Below are 24,793 nucleotides of genomic sequence, written 5' to 3'. Positions count from 1 at the left end.
CGGTTCCCAGTCTGGGAGCCTCGTTCGGCCGTGGCGGTGCCACCGGCTTCCTGCAGGACCTGCAGAACTCTGACTGCATCGTCATCCAGGGCTCGAACATGGCCGAGTGCCACCCGGTCGGGTTCCAGTGGGTGATGGAGGCCAAGGCGCGCGGCGCCAAGGTCATCCACATCGACCCCCGGTTCACCCGGACGTCCGCGGTCGCCGACGCGCACCTGCCCATCCGGGCCGGCAGCGACATCGTCTTCCTCGGCGCGGTGGTCAACTACATCCTCGGCAACGAGAAGTACTTCGACGAGTACGTCCGCCGCTACACCAACGCCCCGATGCTGGTGAGCGAGGACTTCCGCGACGTCGACGAGCTCGACGGCGTCTTCTCCGGCTACGACCCCGAGACCGGCACGTACGACACCTCCAGCTGGGCCTACGAGGGCATGGCCGAGCACTCGGCCGGCGGCGGTCCGGCCTCCGACCCCGGGAGCGGGGCCGAGGGCTCGGGCGACGAGGACGAGGAGAGCGAGTCCAGCCGCGGCGCCGGCCACGAGCTCGGCGGGCACGGGGCCGCGCTCGACCACTCCGAGATCCAGCGCGACGAGACGCTGCAGCACCCGCGGTCGGTGTTCCAGGTGCTCAAGCGGCACTACGCCCGCTACACCCCGGAGATGGTGCAGGAGACCTGCGGCATCAGCCCCGAGCAGTTCCTCGAGGTCTGCGAGGCGGTGACGGCCAACAGCGGCCGCGACCGCACCACCTGCTGGGTGTACTCGGTGGGCTGGACACACCACACCGTCGGCGTCCAGATGATCCGGACCTCGGCGATCATCCAGCTGCTGCTCGGCAACATGGGCCGCCCCGGCGGCGGCATCATGGCGCTCCGCGGGCACGCGAGCATCCAGGGCTCGACCGACATCCCGACGCTGTTCAACCTGCTGCCGGGCTACCTGCCGATGCCGAAGGCGGGCGAGCACGACTCCCTCGACGAGTACGTCAAGGAGATCGCGAGCCCCGACCAGAAGGGCTTCTGGACCAACGCGAAGAGCTACTCGGTCAACCTGCTCAAGGCCTGGTGGGGTGACGCGGCGACGGCGGAGAACGACTTCGCCTTCCAGTACCTGCCCAAGCTCACCGGCGACCACGGCACCTACGCCACCGTCATGTCGATGCTGCGCGACGAGATCGACGGCTACTTCCTGCTGGGCCAGAACCCGGCCGTCGGCTCGGCCCACGGCAAGATGCAGCGGATGGGCCTGTCCCACCTCAAGTGGCTGGTGGTCCGCGACCTCAACATGATCGAGTCGGCGACGTTCTGGAAGGACGCCCCCGAGATCGAGACGGGCGAGCTGCGCACCGAGGACATCGACACCGAGGTGTTCTTCTTCCCCGCCGCGGCGCACGTGGAGAAGGGCGGCACGTTCACCCAGACCCACCGGATGCTGCAGTGGCACCACAAGGCGGTCAGCCCGCCCGGGGACTGCCAGAGCGACCTCGAGTTCTTCTACAAGCTCGGCCAGAAGGTGCGCCAGCGGCTCGCGGGCTCCGACGACCCCCGCGACCGGCCCGTGCTGGACCTCACCTGGGACTACCCGCTGCTCGAGGACGGGGAGATCGACCCGGAGGCGGTGCTGCGCGAGATCAACGGCTCCTTCCTCACCGGGGAGAAGGCGGGCCAGCCGCTCAACACGTTCAACGAGATGCAGCCCGACGGCTCGACCAGCGGCGGCTGCTGGATCTACACCGGCGTCTACGCCGACGGCGTCAACCAGGCCGCCCGGCGCAAGCCCGGGCGCGAGCAGTCCTGGGTGGCGCCCGAGTGGGGCTGGGCGTGGCCGATGAACCGCCGCGTCCTCTACAACCGGGCCGCTGCCGACCCCGACGGCAAGCCCTGGAGCGAGCGCAAGGCGCTGGTCTGGTGGGACGAGGAGCAGCAGAAGTGGACCGGGCACGACGTCCCCGACTTCGAGGTGGGCAAGGCGCCGTCCTACCGGCCCGAGGAGGGCGCCTCCGGACCCGCCGGCCTGGCCGGTGACGACCCCTTCATCATGCAGGCGGACGGGAAGGGCTGGCTCTACGCGCCGGCCGGGCTGCTCGACGGCCCGCTGCCGGTGCACTACGAGCCGCAGGAGTCCCCGGTCAGCAACCCGATGTCGCGGCAGCAGTCCAACCCGACGCGGGAGGTCTTCCCGCGGGAGGACAACCTGCAGAACCCCTCGGGCGACGAGCCGGGCGCCGAGCTCTACCCCTACGTGTTCACCACCTACCGGCTGACCGAGCACCACACCGCCGGCGGGATGAGCCGCTGGCAGTCGGTGCTGGCCGAGCTGCAGCCCGAGTTCTTCTGCGAGGTCTCGCCCGAGCTGGCCCGCGAGCGCGGCCTGGAGAACAACGGCTGGGCGACGATCATCAGCGCCCGGACCGCGATCGAGGCCCGGGTGATGGTCACCGAGCGGATGGCCCCGCTGCGGGTCGCCGGCCGCACCGTGCACCAGATCGGCCTGCCGTACCACTGGGGGGTCGGGAACGACGCCCTGGTCAGCGGCGACTCGGCCAACGACCTGTTCGGGGTGACCTTGGACGCCAACGTGCACATCCAGGAGACCAAGGTCGCCTCGTGCGACATCCAGCCGGGCCGGCGTCCCCGCGGCCCCGCCCTGCTGGACTACGTGGCCGCGCACCGCGAGCGGGCGCACGTCACGGTGGCCACCGGCAACCAGCAGCGCACGCCCCCCGAGGGCCCCGACGGCCGGCACCCCAGCGACGCGGGCAGCCTCGGGCACTCGACCCAGGGCCAGGTCGGCGAGGGGCACGCCCCCGCCGGCCGGGACACCGACGCAGGACCTGACGGAGGCACCTCATGACCCACGGCGACCCGGCGCACCAGGGCGGCGGCCACGCCCGCGTCGACGCGGGTGACGGCCACCTGGGCCTGGACCAGGCGTTCACCTCCGCCGGCCCGGCGGGACCGGCGGCGCACGCCGGCTGGGAGGCGCCGCCGTCGCGCAAGGGCTTCTTCACCGACACCTCGATCTGCATCGGCTGCAAGGCCTGCGAGGTGGCCTGCAAGGAGTGGAACGGGGTGCCGCAGGACGGCATCTACGAGCTGCTCGGCAGCTCCTACGACAACACCGGGGCACTGGGGGCGAACACCTGGCGCCACGTCGAGTTCATCGAGCAGCGCACGCCGATGGCCGGCCTCGACACCGGCATCACCATCGGGGTGCCCGAGACCGCCGTCGGCCCGGACGTCCTGGTCAGCGAGGACATCCTGGGGTCGATGGCCCGCTCGGTGCACGACAAGCCCCTCGTCGACCTGGGGATGCCCGCGTTCGACCTGCCCAGCGCCTCCCCCGACGCCGGGGAGCGGACCGAGTTCCGCTGGCTGATGGCGTCCAACGTCTGCAAGCACTGCACCAACGCCGGCTGCCTCGACGTCTGCCCGACCGGCGCGCTGTTCCGCACCGAGTTCGGCACCGTCGTCGTCCAGGACGACATCTGCAACGGCTGCGGCTACTGCGTCGCCGGCTGCCCCTTCGGCGTCATCGACCGCCGGATCGGCCAGAAGGCGCCGCTGGTCGGCCACTCCGACAAGCCCGTGACGAAGAACGCCGGCGTAGCCCAGAAGTGCACGCTCTGCTACGACCGGCTGCTGGACGACCTGACCCCGGCGTGCGCCAAGGCCTGCCCGACGCAGTCGATCCAGTTCGGCGACGTCGACGAGCTCCGCGAGCGCGCCGAGAAGCGGGTGGCCGACCTCCAGGCCGCGGGCGTCATGGGCGCGCAGCTCTACGCCGAGGACCCCGAGGGCGGGGTCGGCGGGGCCGGGGCGTTCTTCCTGCTGCTCGACGAGCCGGAGGTCTACGGCTTCCCGCCCGACCCGATCGTCACCACCGCCGACCTGCCCCGGATGTGGAAGCACGCGGGGCTCGCCGCCGCGGGCCTGCTGGCGGCCGCGGCCGCCGCCTTCCTCGGGGGCCGGCGGTGACCGAGGGCGGCTACGAGCGCGGCCAGCAGGAGGTCGGGAAGGCCGCCAACCCCGACATCAACGAGGCCGGCCCGAAGAACACCACCGACGACATCGGCGCCATCCCCGGCACCCAGGGCGGCGGCAGCGCGGCGGCCACCGCCCAGCGCACCGCCGGCGGGGGCCGCTCCGAGGGCCGTGGGGACGGGCGCGGCGGGCGCGGTGGGCGGCGCAAGCGCCGGCGCGCCGAGGAGCAGATGGTCCCCGACGCGACCTTCACCTCCTACTACGGCCGTCCCGTCGTCAAGGCCGCCCCGTGGGAGGCGGCGATCCCGCTCTACCTCTTCATGGGCGGCATCGCCGGCGGCTCGTCGCTGCTGGCCGCCGGCGCCGACCTGACCGGTCGACCCGCCCTGCGCCGCGGCGCCCGGATCGGGGCCACCGGCGCCATCACCATCAGCCTCGCCGCCCTGGTGGCCGACCTCGGCCGGCCCGAGCGCTTCCTCAACATGCTGCGGGTGTTCAAGCCCACCTCACCGATGTCGGTCGGCACCTGGATCCTCACCGCCTACGGGCCGGGCGCGGTCGTCGCCGGGGCCGCCGAGGTGGCGAAGCTGCTGCCGGTCCGGTTCGGGGTCCTCAGCACCCTGCTCGACTGGGCCGCCCGCCCCGCCGGGCTGGCCGCGGCTGCGATCGCCCCCGGCGTCGCCTCCTACACCGCGGTCCTGCTGACCAACACCTCGACGCCCGCGTGGCACGACGCCCACCGCGAGCTGCCGTTCGTCTTCGTCGGCTCCGCGGCCGCGGCCTCGGGCGGGCTCGGCATGCTGCTCGCCCCCGTCCACGAGGCCGGCCCGGCCCGGCTGTTCGCCGTCGCCGGCGCGGCGGCCGAGCTGGCCGTCGAGCACCGGATGGAGCGCTCGATGGGCCTCTCGGCCGAGGTGCTGCACGCGGGCACCCCGGGTCGGCTGATGCGGGCCAGCAAGGCCCTCACCGCCGCCGGTGCCCTGGGCACCCTGCTCGTCGGCCGGCGCAGCCGCGTCGGCGCCGCCCTGTCCGGGCTCGCCCTGCTGGCCGGCTCGGCCTGCACGCGGTTCGGCGTCTTCGAGGCCGGGCCCGCCTCGGTGCACGACCCCAAGTACACGATCGTCCCCCAGCGGGAGCGGCTGAACCGGCGCCGGGCGGCCGAGGCCGCCGCCGGCCAGCCCCCGACGGGCGAGGCGTCCCCACCGGCCCAGGAGACCTGATGAGCAGCACCACCGCCGCGAGGACCAGCACTGGGAGCAACCCGACGAAGGGTCGGTGGGGCCTGGTCGTCGCCGCCCTGCTGCTGCAGCTCTCGCTGGGCGCCGTCTACGCGTGGAGCGTCTTCAGCTCCGCGCTGCAGAAGGCCGAGCCCTGGCAGCTGAGCAAGCCCGAGGCCACCGTCCCGTTCGAGGTGGCGATCGGCATGATCTTCATCGGGACCTTCCTCGGCGGCCGCATCCAGGACCGCCGCGGGCCGCGCACCGTCGCCGTCATCGGGGCGGTGGTCTACGGGCTCGGCGTCATCGTCGCCTCGTTCGCGCGCAGCTCCGACCAGCTGTGGCTGCTCGTCGTCGGCTACGGCGTCCTGGCCGGCTTCGGGCTGGGGCTGGCCTACATCGTGCCCATCGCCATGCTGCAGAAGTGGTTCCCCGACAAGCGCGGTCTCATCACCGGCCTCGCCGTCGGCGGCTTCGGCTTCGGCGCCGTCGTCACCGCGCCGATCGCGCAGGTCCTGGTCCGCGGGAACCCGGACGAGCCGACCGCGGCCTTCCTGCCGCTGGGGATCGCCTACCTGGTGTTCTCGGTGGCCGGCGCCCTGCTCTTCCGGGACCCGCCGCAGGGCTACGAGGTCCCGGGCTACGTGCCGGCGACCACGGGCAAGGTCGTCGACAGCGGACGGGACTACACCCAGGGCGAGGCCCTCAAGACCTGGCAGTGGTACTCGCTGGCGGCGATCCTCACCCTCGCCGTGCTGGCCGGGATCTCCTTCATCTCCCAGGCCGCGGCCAGCTTCACCGACATCTCCGGCTACACGGCGGTCGCGGCCGCCAGCGCCGTCGGCTTCCTCGGGCTGTTCAACGGGGCCGGCCGGATCGTCTGGGCGGCCGTCTCCGGGCGGCTCGGCCGGATGCCCACCTTCGTCGCCATCCTGGCCCTGGAGGGCGTCTGCCTGCTGCTCATCCCGCACGTGCAGAACGCCGTCCTGTTCTTCGTCCTCTGCGCGGTGGTCTACCTCTGCTACGGCGGCGCCTTCGGCACCATGCCCGCCACGGCCGGCGACTTCTTCGGGGTGAAGAACGCGGGCGGCATCTACGGCCTGATGCTCATCGGCTGGAGCCTCGGCGGCGTCGTCGGACCGCTGATCGCCGCCGCCCTGATCGGCGAGGACAAGGACTACACGACGGCCTACACGACCATCGGCATCATCGCCCTGGTCGCCATCGTGCTGCCGCTGGTCACCCGGCTCCCCCGCACGCGGACCGACGCCGCTGAGGGCAGTCTCGGCACCGCTCGCTGAGCCCACCGCTCCCTGGGCTCGTCGAAGGGCCCTTGAGCCTGCACTGCACTGCACCGCGCCATGAGCCTGGCGAAGGGCACCGCTCCCTGAGCCTGGCGAAGGGCCCTTCGACGAGCTCCGGGAACGGATCGGCTCAGGGGACGGGGCGGCTCAGGAGCCCGCGCGCTTCTTCGCCGCCGCGTTGGCGGCCCGGGTCTTGGCCGCCTTCTTCGCCGCGGCGCTCCGCTTCCGCTTGGCCGCGGCCAGCTCGGCGAGGATCTTCTGCTCGGCCCGCTCCTGCCGCCTGCGCGCGTTCTCTCGCTGCCGCTCCTCCCGCTCGATGACGGCGGGGGAGCGGACCGGCCAGACGTACTCCAGGTCGGGCCGGACGTCGGGGAACCTCGCGCGGTAGAACCCCGGGTCCTTGCGCACCAGCGCCGACTGGTGGCTCTCCCGGACGGCCTCGTCGAACAGCCACGGCGGCAGGGCGCCGGCGTCGGCCAGCTCGGCCTCGGTGCGCAGGTGCGGGACGCCGTAGGCGGCCAGGTCGGCCTGGATGGTCGCCGCGCAGGTGTCGCCGAAGCCGAGCTCCAGCCACACCTCGCACATCACCAGGCCGTAGCGGCCGAGCGCCTCCTCGTAGCCCTTCCACATGAGGACGGCGGGGTGCGACTTCCACGCGTAGCCGGGCACGGTGAGGGCCCGGACGATCTGGATCACCTCCACCCGCTGCTTGCCCAGCCGCTTGGCGTCCAGCGCGCGGGCGGACGCCTCGAAGGAGACGAAGGGGACGAAGGTCTGCATCGGGGTCCTCGGGAGCGTGGCGGGCGGGGCGCGGGTGCGCTCAGGCGGGTTGGCAGCGGGGGCAGGCGTAGACCGTCCGGCCCTGCAGGGTGCTGGTGACCACGGGGGTCCCGCAGTCGGCGCAGGCGTCGCGCTTGTAGACCCGGCGGGCGACGGCCTCGGGCACGTCGGCCCGGTCCTGGCCCGGCGGGACGTCGACGGTGATGATCCGGCCGTCGGCGACGCCCTGGCCCATCATCGCCGCGAGCCCGGACCACAGGGCGTCGACCTCGGCGTCGGTCAGCCGGGAGGCCGGTCGGTCGGGGGCGATCCGGAGCGCGTGCAGGATCTCGGCGCGGAAGACGTTGCCCACCCCAGCCAGCACCGACTGGTCCATGAGGGCCGCGCCGACGCTGCCCGGGAACCCCTGCAGCCGGCGGCGGGCCTCGGCCGGGTCGGCGTCGGCCCGGAGCGGGTCGGGTCCCAGGCCGGCGAGCAGCCGCGCCCGCCCGGCCGCGTCCAGCAGCTCGCAGGTGCTCGGGGCGATGAGGTCCCAGGCCACGTCCGGCGTCGCCAGCCGCAGCCGGACCTGCGGCATCGGCGCCCCGGTGACCGGCGCGAACCGCAGCAGCTTGCCACGCATCCCAAGGTGGACGTGCACGCCCGGGACGTCGACCAGGTCGACCAGCAGGTGCTTGCCGTACGCCTCGACGCCGGCGACGACGGCGCCGTCGACCGCGTCGGCGGCGAACCGCCCCTGCGGGGAGGACGCGGCGACGCGCTCCCCCACCAGCTCCTGCAGCTCACCGGCCAGCCGGTGGAGGGTGTGGCCCTCGGGCACGGCTCAGCCCGCCGTCAGCGGACGACCAGCGGGTGCGGGCCCGCGGCCAGCACCTCGCCGACGACGGGGGCGCCGGGCACCTCGCCGACGACGAGCAGGCCGCCGCTGGTCTGCGCGTCGGCCAGCAGCAGCAGCTCGTCCTCGTCGACCCCGGCGTCGAGGAACGGGCGGACCCAGTCCAGGTTGCGCCGGGTGCCGCCGCTGACGAAGCCGTCGGCCAGGGCCTGCCGGGCGCCGTCGAGGTAGGGGACGGCCGCGGCGTCGAGCCGGATCGTCACCCCGGACGCGCGCGCCATCTTGTAGGCGTGGCCGAGCAGCCCGAAGCCGGTGACGTCGGTCGCGGCCCGGACGCCGGCGGCCAGCGCGGCCTCCGACGCGGCCCGGTTGAGCCGGGTCATCGTCGCGACCGCCTCGGGGAACACCTCGCCGGTGGCCTTGTGCCGGTTGTTGAGGACGCCGATGCCCAGCGGCTTGGTGAGGCTGACGGGCAGCCCCGCCACCGCGGCGTCGTTGCGCAGCAGCCGGTCGGGGTCGGCCAGGCCGGTCACGGCCATCCCGTACTTGGGCTCGGGGTCGTCGATGCTCTGCCCGCCGGCCAGGTGCACCTGCGCCTCGCGGCAGACGTCCATCCCACCCCGCAGCACCTCGCCCAGCAGCTCCATCGGCAGCACGTCGCGCGGCCAGCCGACGAGGTTGAGCGCGACCAGCGGGGTGGCGCCCATGGCGTAGATGTCGGACAGCGCGTTGGCGGCGGCGATCCGGCCGAAGTCGTAGGCGTCGTCGACGACGGCGGTGAAGAAGTCGGTGGTGCTGACCACCGCGCGGCCGCCCTCGATCCGCACGACGGCCGCGTCGTCCCCCGTCTCGAGGCCGACGACGAGGTCGGGCGAGGTCCACGGCGTGAGCCCGGCCAGCGTCTCCTCCAGCTCGCCGGGCGGGATCTTGCAGGCGCAGCCGCCGCCGTGGGCGTACTGGGTCAACCGGTACGTCTGCTGGGTCGCGGAGCTCATGGGGCCACTCTAGGAGGGCCCGTTACGCTCCTGCGTGGAGGCGTACAGGTGCCTGGTGGCCCTCCCGGTCTTCAAAACCGGTGAAGTCGAGCATCTCGGCTTGGCGGGTTCGATTCCCGTCCGCCTCCGCCAGTCCTGACCCGTCCCCGGCGCGTCGGCGCCGCCGGGCCCGACCCGGACCGCCGCGGTGCCGCACCTAGGATCGCCCCCGTGACGACGGCGGAGACGGACCCCCGGCGGCGGGTGCCCCGGACCGACGCCGTGCTGGCCGACCCGCGGCTGGTCGCGGCGGCGGAGCGGCTGGGCCGCGACGCCGTCAAGCAGCAGGTGGTGGCCGCCCAGGCCCGCGCCCGCGCCGGCGAGCTGGCGCCCGAGGACGTGGCCGACGCCGCCGTCGCGGCCCTGCCCCGCACCCTGCACAGCACGGCGGCCGTGCTCAACGCCACCGGCGTCGTCCTGCACACCAACCTGGGGCGCGCCCCGCTGTCCGGCGCCGCGGTGGCCGCCGTCGCCGACGCGGCCGGCTACGCCGACGTCGAGTTCGATCTCGCCACCGGCCGCCGGGCCCGCCGGGGTCGCGGTGCCCTGGAGGCCCTCGCCGCCGCCGTCCCGGACGCCGGCGGGGTGCTGGCCGTGAACAACGGCGCCGCCGCGCTCGTACTGGCCACGACGGCGCTGGCCGCCGGCCGCGAGGTGGTCATCAGCCGGGGCGAGATGGTGGAGATCGGCGACGGCTTCCGGCTGCCCGACCTCATCGCCTCCACCGGGGCCGTGCTGCGGGAGGTGGGGACGACGAACCGGACGACGGCGGCCGACTACGCCGCTGCGCTCGGCCCCGCGACCGGCTGCATCCTCAAGGTGCACCCCAGCAACTTCCGCGTCGAGGGCTTCACCTCCGCCGCGTCGGTGGCCGAGCTCGCCAGCCTGGGCGTGCCGGTCGTCGTCGACATCGGCAGCGGCCTGCTGGCCCCCGACCCGCTGCTGCCCGAGGAACCCGACGCCGCCACCGCCCTGCGCGCGGGCGCCGACGTGGTCACCGCGAGCGGCGACAAGCTCCTCGGCGGGCCGCAGGCCGGCCTGCTGCTGGGTCGTGCCGACGTCGTCGAGCGGCTCCGCCGGCACCCGCTGGCCCGCGCGCTGCGGGTCGACAAGCTCACCCTGGCCGCGCTGGAGGCGACGCTCCGGGGACCGGTCACGCCGACCTGGGCCGCCCTCCGCGCCGACCCCGACCAGCTGCGCGCCCGCGCCGCGGCCCTGGCGACGGCGCTGGCCGAGGGCGGCGTCGCGGCCGCGGTGGTGGCCTCGGCCGGAGCCGTCGGCGGCGGCGGAGCGCCCGGGCTGGAGCTGCCCGGCTGGGCCGTCGCCCTGCCCGAGGACTACGCCGCCGCGCTGCGGACCGGCCGGCCCGCCGTCGTCGGCCGGGTGGAGCGCGGCCGCTGCCTGCTGGACCTGCGCTGCGTGCCGGCCGACGACGACCCCTGGCTGCTCGCCGCCGTCCGGGCCGCCGCCGCGGGCGCCGCGCCCGCGCGGGACGAGGGCTGAGTGCACGTCGTCGCCACCGCGGGGCACGTCGACCACGGCAAGTCGACGCTGGTCCGCGCCCTGACCGGGATGGAGCCCGACCGCTTCGCCGAGGAGCAGCGCCGCGGGATGACCATCGACCTCGGCTACGCCTGGACCAGCCTCGACGGCCCGCCCGGGGCGGACCGGACGCTGGCCTTCGTCGACGTCCCGGGCCACGAGCGCTTCATCGGCACCATGCTCGCCGGGCTCGGCCCGGCGCCCGCGGTGCTCTTCGTCGTCGCCGCCGACGAGGGCTGGCGGCGCCAGTCCGGTGAGCACCTGGCCGCCGTCGACGCCCTGGGGCTGACCGCGGGGCTGCTCGTCGTCACCCGCTCCGACCTCGCCGACCCGGCCGCCGCGACGGCGGAGGCCCTCGACCACCTCGCCGCGTCCAGCCTCGGCCGGGTGCCCGCCGTCGCCGTCTCCGGCCGGACCGGCGCGGGCCTGCCGCGGCTGCGCTCCGCGCTCGCCGACCTGGTCGCCGGCCTGCCCGCGCCGCGCACCGACGGCCGGGTCCGGCTGTGGGTCGACCGCTCCTTCACCATCCGCGGCGCGGGCACCGTGGTCACCGGGACGCTCGGGGCCGGCCGGCTGGCCGTCGGCGACACGCTGCAGCTGGGCGGGCGCCGGGTCCGGGTCCGCGGCCTGCAGAGCCTCGGCGAACCGGCCGACGCCGTCGGAGCCGTCGCCCGGGTCGCGGTGAACCTGCGCGGCGTCGAGGTCGACGAGGTCGGCCGGGGCGACGCCCTGCTCACCCCCGACGCCTGGCCGACCACCGGCGCCGTCGACGTCCGGCTGGCCCCGGCCGCCGGCGCGGTCGCCGACCTGCCCGCCGAGCTGGTCCTGCACGCCGGCACCGCTGCCGTGCCCGTCCGGGTCCGGCCGCTGGGCGGCAGCACGGCCCGGCTGACCCTGCCGGCACCGCTGCCGCTGGAGCCGGGCGACCGGCTGGTGCTCCGCGACCCGGGACGGCACGCCGTCGCCGCGGGGGCGCTGGTCCTCGACGCCGACCCGCCCGCCCTGCGCCGCCGGGGGGCGGCCGCCGCCCGGGCTGTGGCGCTGGAGCGGGCCGCCACGGCCGACCCCGCCGCCCAGCTGGCCGCGCAGGTGCAGCGCCGGGGCGCCGTCCGCCGAGCCGAGCTGCTCGCCCTCGGGATCCCGGTCGACGATCTCAGCCACGTCCGGGCCAGCGGCGACTGGCTCGTCGACCCGGCCGTCTGGGAGCGCTGGCAGCGGGACCTGACGACGGCCGTCGACGCGCACGCGGGCGCGCACCCGCTGGACCCTCGGCTGGCCGTCGAGGCGGCCCGGCGGGCCCTCGACGTGCCGGACCGGGAGCTGCTGGTCGCCCTCGCCGCGGCCGCCGGGCTGGAGCACGTCGACGGCCGGCTCGCCCGGCCGGGCACCGGTGACGACCTGGGCCCGGCCGAGGCGGGGCTGGCCCGGCTGGTCGCCCACCTCGAGGCCGAGCCGTTCCTCGCCCCCGAGAAGGGCGACCTGGAGCGCTGGGGTCTCGGCGTGGCCGAGCTGGCGGCCGCCGAGCGGGTGGGTCGGGTGGTCCGGCTGACACCCGACGTCGTGCTGCTGCCGGCCGGCCCGGCGCGGGCGATGCGCGTCCTGTCCGGCCTGGAGCAGCCCTTCACGCTCAGCGGGGCCCGGCAGGCGCTGGGCACCACCCGCCGGGTGGCCGTCCCGCTGCTGGAGCACCTCGACCGGCGCGGCTGGACCGTCCGGGTGGACGGCCAGCTCCGCCGCGTCAGGGGGCGCTGACCGCCACCCGCGACCGGCGGGGCAGGACGCGCCAGGCGCGCCCGACCAGGAGGAACACCACCAGCACGGCCAGCAGCGGCAGCCAGGGCACCCCGCTGAAGGCCGCGGAGAGCTCGGCCGGGCTGGACACGGCCTCCACCCGGGTGCCCAGGAAGCTGCCGCGGGCCGGGGCCGTCGTGCCGGTGGCGGTGAGCGCGTCGAGCATCCCGACCGCGTAGAAGAAGGTCGCGTAGACCCAGGCCGCCAGCAGCAGGGCCGCGGCGACGGCGCCCTGGTGCCAGCGCGGCCGGTCGGCCGGCTCGGCGTCGAGGTAGGTGCGGGCGAGCTCGCGCGGGGCGCCGAGGTCCGCGAGGGCCCGGGCGAGACCGACGTCGGCCGTCGCCTCGTCGAGGTTGGCCCGCAGCTCGCCGAGGACGGCGCGGCGACGGCGGCGCGGCATCGGGTCCAGCCACAGCTCCACCCGCTCGAGGTACCAGGAGCGGCGCCAGCGGTCGGCCAGGGACGACGTGCGGTTCATCGAGACTCCTCAGGAGGGGGGACGAGGCGGTGGACGACGTCGGCCAGGGCGTCCCACGCGCGCCGGGCGTCGGCGAGCAGGATGAGGCCGGACGGGGTGGGGCGGTAGTACTTGCGGGCCGGCCCGGCGGCGGAGGGGACCAGCCGCGAGCTGAGCCGGCCCTCCCGCTCCAGCCGGGTGAGCACCGGGTAGACGGTGCCGGTGGCGATGCCGTCCAGCCCGCCGTCCTGCAGGCGGGTGACCAGCTCGTAGCCGTAGGACTCCTCTTGCTGGAGGAGGGTGAGCACGAGCATCGGCAGCACCCCCTTGAGCAGCTGGGGGTCTCGTGCGACCACCTCGGCGACGTCCATGCTGGGAGGCTAGGCCCGGTATTCGGCGATGTCAACTAGTGGGCTTCGCCGGAGACCACGTGGTGCGGGGCGACGCGGCTCCGGGGTCAGCGGATCGCGGTCAGCAGCCCGCCGGCCAGCAGGGCGACGACGACCGTCGCGGCCCCGGCGGCCAGCGTGACCCGCCAGGTCAGCGCCCGGCCCACCATGATCATCGACGGCAGGCTCAGCGCGGGCAGGGCGATGAGCAGCGCGCCGAGCACGCCGGCGCTCGCCCCCGCCGCGGCGAGCCCCAGCAGGATGGGGATCTCCCCGCCCGTCGGCAGCACCAGCAGCGCGGCGACGGCCGCCGCGACCAGCACCGTCAGCAGGCCCCCGTGGCCGAACAGCCGGCTGAGCGGTGCGCCGACGAGGCCCACGAGGAAGACGACGACGAAGTACTCCGGCACCAGCACCAGGGCGAGCCCGCCGAAGCTGCGCAGCCACCGGCCGGGCAGCTCACGGAGGCCCGGCGTCGGCTCGGGGTCGGCCAGCGCCTGCTCGACGGCCCGGTCGGCCCCGGCCGGCAGCCGGGCGGCCCGCCGCTCGACGAGGACGCCCAGCAGCGCGCTGACGCCGACGACGAGGACCAGCCCCAGCACCACGCGGACCAGCACCCACGGCCAGGGCGCCAGCAGGGCCAGGAACACGAGCACGGCGGGGTTGAGCACCGGGTTGCCCAGCCAGAAGGCCAGCGCGGCCGACGTCGGCACCCCGGCCCGGCGCATCGTCACGGCCAGCGGTGCGGTGCAGCAGGTGCACATCATCCCCGGCAGGGCCGCGAGCCCGCCCGCCACCGAGCCGCCGAGCGGGGTCCGCCGGCCCAGCACCCGCAGCAGCCAGCTCCGCGGGACGAGCACGTCGACCGACGCGGCCACGACGAGCGCGACGGCCAGGGCCTTCCAGACGGCCCCGCTGTAGACCAGGGTGAAGTCCCAGGCCCGTTCCAGCGGGGGCCGGCCCTCGCCGGCCAGCAGGACCGAGGTGCCCTCCCAGGCCGCGGAGCCGACGAGCCCGAGCACCCGGTCGGTATAGGGCAGCCACTTGGCCCAGGTCAGCCCGACCACCCCGAGGGCGAGGGCCAGCGCCGTCAGCACCAGCGGCCGCAGCCGTCCCGTCCCCGCGCCCCTGTCGACCGTGGTGCTCATCCGTCGCCTCCCACTCACGCCTGCTGTCCCGGGGAGCACCAGTGCCCGGCCGGGACGCCGCTCAAACCGCCGCGGTCAGGACGTCCAGGCCCGCCACAGCCGCGCGTACTCGCCGTCGGCCTCGACCAGCTCGTCGTGGCTGCCCAGCTCGGCGATCCGGCCGTCGATGACCACGGCGATCCGGTCGGCGTCGTGCGCGGTGTGCAGCCGGTGCGCGATGGCCACGACGGTGCGGTCGTCGAGCAGCGCCGCCATCGATCCCTCGAGGTGCCGCGCCGTCCGCGGGTCGATCAGCGACGTAGCCTCGTCCAGCACCAGGGTGTGCGGGTCGGCCACCACCAGCCGGGCCAGCGCGATCTGCTGCGCCTGCGCCGGCGTCAGCTTCTGGTGCCCGGCCCCCAGCAGGGTGTCGAGGCCGCGCGGCAGCCGCTCCACCCAGTCCCAGGCGTCGACGGTGCGCAGGGCCTCGACCACGGTCTCGTCGGTCGAGGTCTCGCGGGCCAGGATGATGTTGTCCCGGACGGTGCCGACGAAGACGTGGTGCTCCTGGGTGACCAGGGCCACCTGGGTGCGCATGACGTCCAGCGGCAGCGCCGTCAGCTCGACGTCGCCGACGGTGACCGAGCCGGTCCGCGGGCCGTTGATGCCGGCCAGCAGCCGGCCCAGCGTCGACTTGCCCGAGCCGCTGGGGCCGACGACGGCGAGCCGCTCCCCCGGCCGCAGGTCGAGGTCGACGCCGTGCAGCACGTCGTGGCCCTCGCGGTAGGCGAAGCGCAGGTCGCGGCCGACGAGGTGGTTGCCCAGCGGCAGCTCGTCGCCGGGCTCGCGGTCCTGCGGCACTGTCGCGATGCCGAGCAGGCGGGCCGTCGAGGCGACGCCCACCTGGAGGCGGTCGACGTTGCGGATCAGCCGCTCCAACGGCTCGATGAGGGCCTGGACGTAGAGCACGGCGGTGGTGATCTGGCCGAGGCTGACCAGCCCGTTGACGTAGCCGACGGCACCGACGAGCAGCACCAGCACCTGCGGGGTGTCGAAGGCGATGCCGAGCACGCCGAACAGCAGGTTGCGCAGCGCCATCGTGTAGCGCTCGGCCTGGGAGGAGACGGCGATGTCGTCGTCGCCCCGCCGGGTCCGGCCCTCCTGCAGGCCCAGCGACTCGACGGTCCGGGCGCCCTCGACCGTCTCGGTGAGGGTGGTGTTGATCCGGGAGTAGGTGCCGCCCTCGGTGATGTAGCCCTTCGGCGCGCGGGCCAGGTAGCGCCGGGTGGAGAACCACAGCAGCGGCATGCTCACCAGCAGCGGCAGGGCCAGCAGCCACGAGTTCAGCACCATGGCCACGACGGTCAGCACCGTCGTCATCGCCGCGATGATCGCCTCGGGCAGGCCGAAGCGGACCGACTCGCTCATCGTGTGCACGTCGCGGGTGACGCGGGTGACGAGGTCGCCCGAGCTCGCGCTCTCGACCCGGCCCAGCGGCAGCCGCAGGACGGTCCGGACCACGTACTCGCGCGCCTCGGCCAGCAGGTCCTGGCCGAAGCGGACCGAGGTGCGCAGGGCCAGGAAGGTCAGGAGGGCCTGGGTGAGCACGACGGCGACGACGGCGAGCGCCAGCCCGTCCAGCCGGTCGGCCAGCGAGCCGCCGGCCCCGGCGGCGTCGACGAGCGTGCCGAGGATCCGCGGCACCACCAGCCCGGCGAGGGCGGCCAGGGCGTGCAGCACGAGCAGCGCGACGACGAGGAACCGCCGGCTGGTGAACAGGTCGCGGAGGAAGGCGACGACGTCGGAGCTGCCGGCCACCGGCAGCGCGCGGGCCGGCCGGCGGGAGCCGCGGTAGTACTCCTCCGCCCGCTCCTCGCGGGCCAGGTGCCGGGCGCGCCAGGCCCGCAGCCGCTCGCGCGGGGCGCCGCGGTACGGCGGCTCCAGCACGGGCGGGACGACGGGCGCCGGGGTGCCGGTCCGCCACGTCTCGGCCGAGCCCTCGAGCTGGGTGGTCAGGTCGGTCATCGTCCCTCCCCCACGCCGGAGGCCTGCTCGGCGGCCTCGTCCAGGGCCCGGGCCACCACGGAGCGGTAGCCGGGCGAGCCGTCCAGCAGCTCCTCGTGGGTGCCGCTGGCCGCGACGACGCCGTCCTCCAGGTAGGCGACCCGGTCGGCGTGGTGCAGCAGCAGCGGGGAGACGCTGGTGACGACGGTGGTCCGGCCGCGGCGGTGCGCCGCCAGCCGGCTGGCGATCAGCGCCTCGGTGTGCGCGTCGACGGCGGACGTCGGCTCGACCAGGACGAGGACGGCGGGGTCGAGGCCCAGCGCCCGGGCCAGCACCAGCCGCTGGCGCTGGCCGCCGGACAGGCCGCGGCCGCGCTCGTCGATCGTGCCCTGCCAGCCGCCGGGGAGCCCCTCGAACACGTCCTCGGCCGCCGCGGCGTGCAGCACGGCCTCGGCCTGCTCGCGGGTCAGCCGGTCGTGCGGGTCGACGAGCTCCTGCAGGGTGCCGGCGAAGACCTGGCTGGCGGCGTCGCTGACCAGGACGGTGCGGCGGACCTCGGCCAGCGGTACGTCGGCCAGGTCGACGGGGCCGAGGCTGACGCCCCAGCTGCCCGAGGCCAGCACGCGGTCGCGCTCGGCCAGCCGGGCCCGGTCGGCCTGCTGCTGCGCGCGGGCCCGCTTGGCGGCCCGGCCCTTGACGCCCTCGACGTCGAGGCCGACCGGCTCGTACTCGGCGGGCAGGTACCGGCCCAGCCGGTCGGCCAGGGCGGCGGAGTCGTCCGGCAGCGCGGACACGACCAGCGTCAGCTCGCCCGGGCGGGCGGTGAACCCGGAGCGGCGGTCGTGCAGCGCGCCGTCGGCCGGCAGCCGCAGCGGCTCGGCCGGCGGCGTCCACGGCGGCTGCTGCTCGAAGACGGCGATGGCCTTGCGCGCCGAGACCAGGCAGCGGACCCACTTCTGCGTCGACTGGAAGAAGGTCTGGATGGGCCACACCATGAACACGGCGTAGCCGAAGAAGCTGACGAGCTGGCCGACGCTCAGCTGGCCGGAGACGACCTGCCGGGCGCCCAGCCAGGTGAGCGCGACGAGGAACAGGCCCGAGAACAGGACGCTGGTGGCGTCGACGGCGGCCTGCCAGCGCCCGGCCGACAGCCCGGCGGCGCGGGTGAGCTGGGACTGCGCGGCGTAGTTGCGGGCGAACGTCTGCTCGCCGCCGATCCCCCGCAGGATCCGCAGGCCGGCGACGATGTCGGTGGCCAGCGAGGTGAGGTCGGAGGAGCGCGAGCGCTCGGCCTCCTGCCGGCGCTGCAGCGGCTTGAGCAGCGGCAGGGCGAAGACGACGATCAGCGGGGCCGCGACCAGCACGACCACGCCGAGCTGCCAGGAGGTCGAGAGCACCAGGCCCGCGATGACCAGGTAGGCGACGACGGCGCCGGCCAGGTTGGCCAGCAGCTCGTTGAGGCCGCCGAACTGGTCGGCGTCGCCGGAGGCCACGCTGAGCACCTCGCCCGTCGGCGTCCGCTGGGGCAGCACGTGCCCCATCTGCGCGACCTTGCGGGTGACCAGCTTGATGCTGCCGTACATCGCCACCAGCCAGGTGCGGACGATGAGGGTGTGGCTGAGGACGCCGGAGGCGGCGCCGACCAGGACCAGGCCCAGCAGCACCAGGCAGAGCCGGACGACGACGTCGAGGTCCCGGGCGGTGATGCCGTCGTCGATGATCCGCCCGACGACGTAGGGCCCGACGGCGCCGGGCAGCCACTGGAGCACCGTCACCCCGGTGAGGACGACGACCGCCGAGCGCTGCTGGCGCAGCAGCCAGAGCAGGAAGCGGCTGGGGCTGCGGGTGTCGGGGTGGGAGAAGTCACCGCGGCTGCGCGCGGGACGGGGTGCGCGGGGACGCACGTCGGCCAGGGCCCGCGGGGTGGGGGTGGCCGCCGTGTCCTCGAAGTCCGGGACGACCGGCGGGAAGTCTTGCATGACCGGCTCAGCCTAGGGTGCGCCCCTGACAGTCTCCACCCGGTTTCGCGCGGCCGCGCGGGCTCCGGGTGGCCGCCGCGCTGTCAGCGGCCGCACCTAGGATCGACCCATGACCAGCCAGCAGAGCGAGGACGGCCAGGACGGCGACGGCGGACCGGGCGGGCAGGCCGTGGCGGGGGCCACCGAGGACGGCCGCGTCTTCGTCGTGACGCCCCAGGCGATGGCCGTCGAGGGCCCGCCGGCGGAGCGCGCCGGCGCCCCGGCCGAGCACTCGCCCACGTCGGTGACCGACATGGTGGAGCAGCCCGCCAAGGTGATGCGGATCGGCAACATGATCCGCCAGCTGCTCGACGAGGTGAAGGCCGCGCCGCTGGACGAGGCCAGCCGCTCGCGCCTGGCCACCATCCACACGGCGTCCATCGCCGAACTCAAGGAGGGCCTCGCGCCCGAGCTCGTGGAGGAGCTGGACCGGATCGCGCTGCCCTTCAGCGCCGAGGAGACCCCGACCGAGGCCGAGCTCCGGATCGCCCAGGCGCAGCTGGTCGGCTGGCTCGAGGGCCTCTTCCACGGCATCCAGACCGCGCTGTTCGCCCAGCAGATGGCCGCGCGCGCCCAGCTGGAGCAGATGCGCCGCGCCCTGCCCGCGGGTCGCGGACCGGTCGGCCCCGAGGGACCGGCCGGGGGCGGCAGCGGGGGCATGTATCTCTGACCCCGAGCGCCGCGGGGAGGACGGGCACGAGGACCGCGAGGTCGACCTCGCCGTGCTGGGCGGCGGCCTGGCGGGCGGGCTGGTCGCGCTCGCGGTGGCCGCCCGGCACCCGGACCTGCGGCTGGCCGTCGTCGAGCAGGACCGGGTCGGCGGCAACCACGTCTGGTCGCACTTCGCCGCCGACGTCGACGACGGGGACGAGTGGCTCGTCGAGCCGCTGATCAGCCACCGCTGGGACGCCTACGACGTCTCCTTCCCCGGCTTCGCCCGCGAGCTGCACGCGCCGTACCGCAGCATCACCTCCGAGCGGCTGGCCGAGGTCGTGCACGCCCGGCTGCCGGCGGGCGCCGTCGTCCGCGGCCGGGTCGCCGAGGCCCGGCCCGACCGGGTCCGGCTGCACGACGGCCGGACCCTGCGCACCGGCGCCGTGCTGGACGCCCGGGGGCCCGGCGACCTCGGCCTGCTGCGGCTCGGCTACCAGAAGTTCGTCGGCCAGGTCCTGCACACCACCGCGCCGCACGGCGTCGCCCACCCGGTCGTCATGGACGCGACGGTGGAGCAGCGCGACGGCTACCGGTTCGTCTACCTGCTGCCGTTCGGGCCGCACGAGCTGTTCGTCGAGGACACCTACTACAGCGACTCCCCCGACCTCGACGTCCGCGACCTGCAGCGCCGGATCGCGGCGTACGCCGCGGCGAAGGGCTGGCCGGTCGAGCGCACCAGCCGCACCGAGAGCGGCGTGCTGCCCGTCGTCGTCAGCGGGGACTTCGAGCGCTACTGGGCCTCGACCGGCATCGAGCTGGCCAAGGCGGGCATGCGGGCCGGCCTGTTCCACCCCACCACCGGCTACTCCCTGCCCGACGCGATCCGGCTGGCCGGCCTGGTGGCCGCGGCCGACGACCTCTCGCACCCGGCCCTGCTGCGTCTGACCCACGAGCACGCCGCCCGCACCTGGCGCGAGCGCGGCTTCTACCGGTTGCTCGACACCATGCTGTTCGGCGCCGCCGAGCCCACCGAGCGCTACCAGGTGCTGCAGCGCTTCTACCGCCTGGACCCGGCCCTGGTGCAGCGCTTCTACGCCGCGCGGTCCACCCGCTCCGACCAGTTCCGGATCCTGGCCGGCCGCCCGCCCGTCCCGATCTCCAAGGCGGTGCGGGCCATCGCCGCCGCCCGCGCGCCGCGCTAGGAGAAAACCTGCGCGCGGACGGAACCGGACGCCGCGGCACCCCGTCCCACCCGAGGCCGAACAACCACGACACCTCGGGAGCCGTCCATGACCACCACGCTCGCCCCTCGCCGCACCTCCCCGCTCCCCCGCCCGGGCACCGCCGCTCCCGCCGCCCCCGCCCGCGCCGCCGCACCCGTCTGCGCCTCGTCGCCCCGGGTGTTCCAGGACCCGCTGCTGGAGGAGCCGCCCGCCACGGGCGCCCCGGCGCAGGACCGCCGCCGCTACGCCGACCTCGTCGCCGACGCGCAGGACGCCTGCCAGTCCTGCCCGCTCGTGGTCGACTGCCTCTACCGCGCGGTCGTCGAGCACGACGTCGCCGGCTACGTCGGCGGCACCACCGCCCGCCAGCGCGTCGAGATCCGCCGCCGGCTCGGCGTCGTCGTCCAGCCGGAGGACTTCGACACCCTCGCCGGCGTGCTGGGCGGCAGCCGGCCCGTCGACCACGACGAGGTGCTGCGGGTCCGGGCCGCGCACCCCGACGAGACGCTCGAGGTCCTCGCCGTCCGGCTCGGCTGCTCGCTGTCGACGGTGAAGCGTCACCTGCGCCGCGAGCGCAACCAGCCCAGCGCTCCCCGGCCCGTCGCCGTCCGGCCCAGCCGCCGCCAGGTCCTCGAGGCCACCCTCGCCGTCACCCGCCCCGCCCCGCGCGGCCACCAGCACGCCGCCTGAGCCCCCGCGGCACGGTCTACGGTGAGGGTCCCCGACGAGGAGGACCCGTGGACGACGAGACCCGCGCCTTCGCCCGCTCCTTCACCCGCTTCGTGCGGGCGATGGAGAAGATCGCCGACGAGGACGAGGCCGCGACCGAGGAGCTGACCGAGCTCGGGGTCCGCGTGCGGGACTTCCTGGGCGCCGACCCGACCACCGTGGAGCCGGTCGTCGAGACCGTCCCCGAGCACCAGGTGGTCGACCTCGACCTGGCCCTGGAGTTCCTGCTGGCCGACCTCGGCGGCGAGCGGATCGGCGTCCACGGCGTCGACCGGGGCCACGTCGAGGGCTTCACCGAGTACCTGGTCCGCAGCCACTACCCGTTCAGCCCCGGTGCCGTCAGCTACCGGCGGATGCCGACCGGCCCGGCCAGCGACCGCCGGGTCGTGGTCCTCGGCATCGGCCTGGTCGAGCTGGCGGGTCGGCCGCTCGTCTGGCTGCAGCGGGCCGCCAACCAGGACTACGACCGGCAGAGCTACACCCTCGAGCTGCTGGCCGCCGACCCCTCGGTGGTCGAGGAGTTCATGCTCCGCGTCCGGGCCGAGATGTCGCGGCGCAGCATCCTGCGCGGCCAGGTGGTCTCCTTCGCCGCCGACGCCTTCGACTACCACTCGCCGGGCGCCACCCTCTCCTTCCGCGTCCGGCCCGACCTCCCGGCGGAGCAGGTCGTGCTGCCGCCGGGGGTGCTGGACCGGGTGGCCCGGCACGTCGTCGGCCTCGGCGAGCACCGCGACGCCCTGCGCGCCGCCGGCCAGCACCTCAAGCGCGGCGTCCTGCTCTACGGGCCGCCCGGGACCGGCAAGACGCACCTGGTGCGCCACCTGCTCAGCCGGACGCCCGGCACCACCGCGGTCCTGCTGTCCGGCCAGACCCTCGGGCTGCTGCGGACGGCGACCGACCTCGCCCGGGCGGCGCAGCCCGCGCTCGTCGTGCTGGAGGACTGCGACCTCGTCGCCGAGCACCGCGGCGGGGACACCCGTGCCGCCCTGTTCGAGATGCTCGAGGCGATGGACGGGCTGGCCCCCGACGCGGACATCACCTTCGTCCTCACCACGAACCGGGCCGACCTGCTGGAGCGCGCCCTGGTGGAGCGGCCCGGCCGCGTCGACCTCGCCGTCGAGATCGCCAAGCCCGACCTGGAGGGCCGGCGGCGGCTGTTCGGGCTCTACGGCGCCGGGCTGGTCGAGGCCGGCAGCGTCACCGCGACGGCGCTCGATGCGGCGGCCGAGCGGACCGAGGGGGTGACGGCCTCGTTCGCGAAGGAGGCCGTCCGGCGCACCGTGCTGGTCGCCGCCCAGGAGGGCCGCGCACCCGTCGACACCGACCTCGACCGGGCGCTGGAGGAGATGCTGTCTGACGCCGAGGCCCTCACCCGCAGCCTGCTCGGCGGGGCGCGGCACTCCTACGGCGACGACGACCCGGAGGACGACGACCTCGACGAGGACCGCGACCTCGACGACGACATCGACGACGAGGACGGAGCACCGCGCTGGGCGGCGCGTCCGGGCCTGGCCCCGCGGGGGCCGACGTGGGGGACGGCGCCGGAGGACGACTGAGCGCTCAGCCGAACCAGCGGCGGAGCTCGGCGACCGGGCCGCCGTCGGCGAAGGTGTCGGTGACGACGTCGGCCGCCTGCTGCACCTCCGGCGGCGCATCGCCGATGGCGACGCCGCGGCCGGCCCAGCGGAGCATCTCCAGGTCGTTGCGGCCGTCGCCGAAGGCGATGACGTCGGCGGCGGTCAGGCCGAACCCGGCGGCCACCTCGGCCAGCGCCGTCGCCTTGTTGACGCCCTCGGGGGCGATGTCGAGCCAGGCGCTCCAGCCGACGAAGTAGGTCACCCCGTTGAGCCCGAGGTGCTGGGCCAGGGAGATGAAGTCCTCCGCCGAGCGCGTCGGGTCGCGCAGGATGACCCGGGTGACCGGCTGAGCGCCGAGCTGCTGGGAGTCCTGGATGACCATCTCGCCGGTCAGGTCGTCGTCGGGGAAGTGGCCGTTGAGCCGGTAGCCGCGTCCGACCTCCTCGACGGCGATCAGCGTGCCGGGCGCGAACTCCTCCACCCGGTCGATGACGTCGCGCGGGTCGAAGGTGATGGCCTGGACGACCTCCTCCGGCGGGTAGGTGACGATGACCGCGCCGTTCGAGCAGACCGAGGGGCCGGGCGGCAGGCCCAGCAGGTCGACGAGGTCGCGGGTGCCGTGCCAGCTGCGGCCGGTGGAGAGGACGACGGGCACCCCCGCGGCGACGACGAGGGCGATCGCGTCCTTCACCGCGCCGGGCAGGGCGCCGTTCCGGTCGACGACGGTGCCGTCCACGTCGAGCGCGACCAGCCGCGGGCGCCAGCCGTCGTCGGCGGGCCCGGGGGCAGCGGCGTCGCTCATCCGCGCGGGACCAGGGCCTCGCGGCCGCCGAGGAACGGCCGCAGCGCCGCCGGCAGCCGGACCGAGCCGTCGGCCTGCTGGTGGTTCTCGAGGATCATGATGATCGTCCGCGTCATGGCGCAGAGCGTCCCGTTCAGCGTCGCCACGGGCCCGGTGCCGCCCGCGAACCGGGCGCGGACGTTGAGCCGCCGGGCCTGGAACTCGGTGCAGTTGGAGGTCGAGGTGATCTCCCGGTAGCGGTCCTGGGTGGGCAGCCAGCCGTAGCAGTCGTACTTGCGAGCCGCGCTGAGGCCGAGGTCGCCGCCGGCCAGCTCGAGCACCTGGTAGGGGATCTCGAGGGCCTCGATGAACTCCTTCTCCCAGCCGAGCAGCCGCTGGTGCTCGGCCTCGGCGTCCTCGGGGGCGCAGAAGACGAACATCTCGACCTTGTCGAACCAGTGCACGCGGAAGATGCCGCGGGTGTCCTTGCCGTAGGAGCCGGCCTCGCGGCGGTAGCTGGGGCTGTAGCCGGCGTAGCGCAGCGGCAGGGACCCGGCGTCCAGCACCTCGTCGGAGTGGTAGGCCGCCAGCGGCACCTCGGCGGTGCCGACGAGGTAGAGGTCGTCGTCGGGCAGGTGGTACACGTCCTGGGCCGCCTGGCCCAGGAACCCGGTGCCCTCCATGGCGGAGGACTTGACCAGCGCCGGCGGGATCATCGGGGTGAAGCCGTTGCGCAGCGCGAGGCTCATCGCGAGGTTGATGAGGGCCAGCTCCAGCTCGGCGCCCTGCCCCGTCAGGTAGTAGAAGCGGGAGCCGGACACCTTGGCGCCGCGCTCGACGTCGATGGCCTGCAGCAGCTGGCCCAGCTCGAGGTGGTCGCGGGGGGTGAAGCCCTCGGCGGCGAAGTCGCGGCGCTCGCCGTGGGTCTCCAGCACGACGTAGTCGTCCTCGCCGCCCTCGGGGACGTCGGGGAACACGAGGTTGCCGACCTGCTTGAGCAGTCCGTCGAAGGTCGCGGACGCCTCGCCGGAGGCGGACTCGGCCTTCTTGACCTCCTCAGCCAGCTCGCGGGTGCGGGCGAGCAGGGCGGCGCGCTCGTCGCCGGCGGCCCGGGCCACCTGCTTGCCGAGGCCCTTCTGCTCGGCCCGCAGCTCCTCGAACCGGGTGATCGCGGTGCGGCGGGCCTCGTCGGCGGCCAGCAGGTCGTCGACGAGCTCGACCGACTCCCCGCGCGCCCGCTGGGAGGCACGGACACGGTCGGGGTCGGCGCGGAGCACCTTGACGTCGATCACCGCCTCACCCTATCCAGCCGGCCCCGCCGTCAGCACCTGCGTTGCGGCGGTGCC

Annotated in this window: 19 protein-coding genes, 1 tRNA gene and 1 pseudogene; 11 read left to right on the top strand and 10 right to left on the bottom strand. The window is 75.3% G+C overall.

What is annotated here, in order from left to right:
- Positions 1-2: 2 nt before the first annotated feature.
- The 4 genes and pseudogenes from fdh to JOF54_RS11855 all read left to right on the top strand — a co-directional run.
- A pseudogene (fdh, locus tag JOF54_RS11870) lies at positions 3-2,855 on the top strand (formate dehydrogenase); the annotation flags it as partial.
- Positions 2,852-3,979, top strand: a complete 1,128-nt coding sequence (locus JOF54_RS11865; RefSeq protein ID WP_210055992.1) for a 4Fe-4S dicluster domain-containing protein — start codon at positions 2,852-2,854, stop codon at positions 3,977-3,979. The pseudogene fdh and the gene JOF54_RS11865, both read left to right, overlap by 4 nt.
- Positions 3,976-5,205 (top strand): NrfD/PsrC family molybdoenzyme membrane anchor subunit, encoded by a 1,230-nt coding sequence (nrfD, locus tag JOF54_RS11860; protein ID WP_210055991.1) that lies wholly within the window; start codon positions 3,976-3,978, stop codon positions 5,203-5,205. The genes JOF54_RS11865 and nrfD overlap by 4 nt, the downstream gene beginning before the upstream one ends.
- Entirely contained in the window at positions 5,205-6,503 is a 1,299-nt protein-coding gene (locus tag JOF54_RS11855) for an L-lactate MFS transporter (protein WP_210055981.1), read from the top strand. The genes nrfD and JOF54_RS11855 overlap by 1 nt, the downstream gene beginning before the upstream one ends.
- 150 nt (positions 6,504-6,653) lie before the next feature.
- Here the strand turns inward: JOF54_RS11855 and JOF54_RS11850 are convergent, their stop codons facing one another.
- The 3 genes from JOF54_RS11850 to selD are packed head-to-tail and all read right to left on the bottom strand — an operon-like array spanning position 6,654 to position 9,116.
- A complete protein-coding gene (locus JOF54_RS11850; protein WP_210055979.1) occupies positions 6,654-7,286 on the bottom strand; it encodes an MSMEG_6728 family protein in 633 nt (210 codons plus the stop codon).
- Between the two features lie 40 nt (positions 7,287-7,326).
- A complete protein-coding gene (locus JOF54_RS11845; RefSeq protein ID WP_210055977.1) occupies positions 7,327-8,106 on the bottom strand; it encodes an Fpg/Nei family DNA glycosylase in 780 nt (259 codons plus the stop codon).
- A gap of 14 nt (positions 8,107-8,120) precedes the next feature.
- A complete protein-coding gene (gene selD / locus JOF54_RS11840; protein ID WP_210055975.1) occupies positions 8,121-9,116 on the bottom strand; it encodes a selenide, water dikinase SelD in 996 nt (331 codons plus the stop codon).
- Positions 9,117-9,152: 36 nt separating this feature from the next.
- Here selD and JOF54_RS11835 point away from each other — a divergent pair.
- The 3 genes from JOF54_RS11835 (at position 9,153) to selB (ending at position 12,449) form a co-directional block, all read left to right on the top strand.
- Positions 9,153-9,248, top strand: a tRNA-Sec gene (locus JOF54_RS11835).
- Between the two features lie 78 nt (positions 9,249-9,326).
- A complete protein-coding gene (selA, locus tag JOF54_RS11830; protein WP_210055973.1) occupies positions 9,327-10,658 on the top strand; it encodes an L-seryl-tRNA(Sec) selenium transferase in 1,332 nt (443 codons plus the stop codon).
- A complete protein-coding gene (gene selB / locus JOF54_RS21930) occupies positions 10,659-12,449 on the top strand; it encodes a selenocysteine-specific translation elongation factor (RefSeq protein ID WP_307804088.1) in 1,791 nt (596 codons plus the stop codon). It abuts the gene before it with no gap.
- Here the strand turns inward: selB and JOF54_RS11820 are convergent.
- From JOF54_RS11820 to JOF54_RS11800, 5 genes are all read right to left on the bottom strand, one after another.
- The gene (locus JOF54_RS11820; protein WP_210055971.1) at positions 12,436-12,966 is read right to left on the bottom strand and encodes an HAAS signaling domain-containing protein; all 531 of its coding nucleotides are present in this window, start codon (positions 12,964-12,966) and stop codon (positions 12,436-12,438) included. The two genes, selB and JOF54_RS11820, sit on opposite strands and share 14 nt — an antisense overlap.
- On the bottom strand, positions 12,963-13,316 hold the full coding sequence (locus JOF54_RS11815) for a PadR family transcriptional regulator (protein ID WP_210055969.1): 354 nt from the start codon (positions 13,314-13,316) through the stop codon (positions 12,963-12,965). Before JOF54_RS11815 ends, JOF54_RS11820 begins: the two co-directional genes overlap by 4 nt.
- Before the next feature lie 86 nt (positions 13,317-13,402).
- On the bottom strand, positions 13,403-14,482 hold the full coding sequence (locus JOF54_RS11810) for a permease (protein ID WP_210055967.1): 1,080 nt from the start codon (positions 14,480-14,482) through the stop codon (positions 13,403-13,405).
- Between the two features lie 75 nt (positions 14,483-14,557).
- Positions 14,558-16,486 carry an ABC transporter ATP-binding protein gene (locus JOF54_RS11805; protein ID WP_210055965.1) on the bottom strand — a complete coding sequence of 643 codons (1,929 nt, stop codon included), beginning with the start codon at positions 16,484-16,486 and terminating at the stop codon, positions 14,558-14,560.
- Positions 16,483-18,444, bottom strand: a complete 1,962-nt coding sequence (locus tag JOF54_RS11800; protein WP_210055964.1) for an ABC transporter transmembrane domain-containing protein — start codon at positions 18,442-18,444, stop codon at positions 16,483-16,485. The genes JOF54_RS11805 and JOF54_RS11800 overlap by 4 nt, the downstream gene beginning before the upstream one ends.
- 109 nt (positions 18,445-18,553) lie before the next feature.
- On the opposite strand from JOF54_RS11800, the gene JOF54_RS11795 reads away from it, so the two are divergent.
- The 4 genes from JOF54_RS11795 to JOF54_RS11780 all read left to right on the top strand — a co-directional run bounded on the left by JOF54_RS11795 (position 18,554) and on the right by JOF54_RS11780 (position 22,645).
- Positions 18,554-19,153 carry a bacterial proteasome activator family protein gene (locus JOF54_RS11795; protein ID WP_372443490.1) on the top strand — a complete coding sequence of 200 codons (600 nt, stop codon included), beginning with the start codon at positions 18,554-18,556 and terminating at the stop codon, positions 19,151-19,153.
- 52 nt (positions 19,154-19,205) lie between these two features.
- Positions 19,206-20,339 (top strand): lycopene beta-cyclase CrtY, encoded by a 1,134-nt coding sequence (gene crtY, locus JOF54_RS11790; RefSeq protein ID WP_210055961.1) that lies wholly within the window; start codon positions 19,206-19,208, stop codon positions 20,337-20,339.
- Positions 20,340-20,426: 87 nt separating this feature from the next.
- Positions 20,427-21,050 (top strand): WhiB family transcriptional regulator, encoded by a 624-nt coding sequence (locus JOF54_RS11785; RefSeq protein ID WP_210055954.1) that lies wholly within the window; start codon positions 20,427-20,429, stop codon positions 21,048-21,050.
- Positions 21,051-21,097: 47 nt separating this feature from the next.
- Entirely contained in the window at positions 21,098-22,645 is a 1,548-nt protein-coding gene (locus JOF54_RS11780; RefSeq protein ID WP_210055952.1) for an AAA family ATPase, read from the top strand.
- A gap of 4 nt (positions 22,646-22,649) precedes the next feature.
- Here the strand turns inward: JOF54_RS11780 and JOF54_RS11775 are convergent, their stop codons facing one another.
- Together JOF54_RS11775 and serS are read right to left on the bottom strand one after the other, a co-directional pair.
- Complete coding sequence (locus JOF54_RS11775) at positions 22,650-23,468, bottom strand: HAD family hydrolase (protein ID WP_210055949.1); 819 nt, start codon at positions 23,466-23,468, stop codon at positions 22,650-22,652.
- On the bottom strand, positions 23,465-24,739 hold the full coding sequence (gene serS, locus JOF54_RS11770) for a serine--tRNA ligase (RefSeq protein ID WP_210055948.1): 1,275 nt from the start codon (positions 24,737-24,739) through the stop codon (positions 23,465-23,467). The genes JOF54_RS11775 and serS overlap by 4 nt, the downstream gene beginning before the upstream one ends.
- Between the last annotated feature and the right edge of the window lie 54 nt (positions 24,740-24,793).

The sequence above is a fragment of the Microlunatus capsulatus genome (assembly GCF_017876495.1).
In the GTDB taxonomy this organism is placed as follows: domain Bacteria; phylum Actinomycetota; class Actinomycetes; order Propionibacteriales; family Propionibacteriaceae; genus Microlunatus; species Microlunatus capsulatus.
This window is presented reverse-complemented; position numbering and strand designations above follow the sequence as displayed.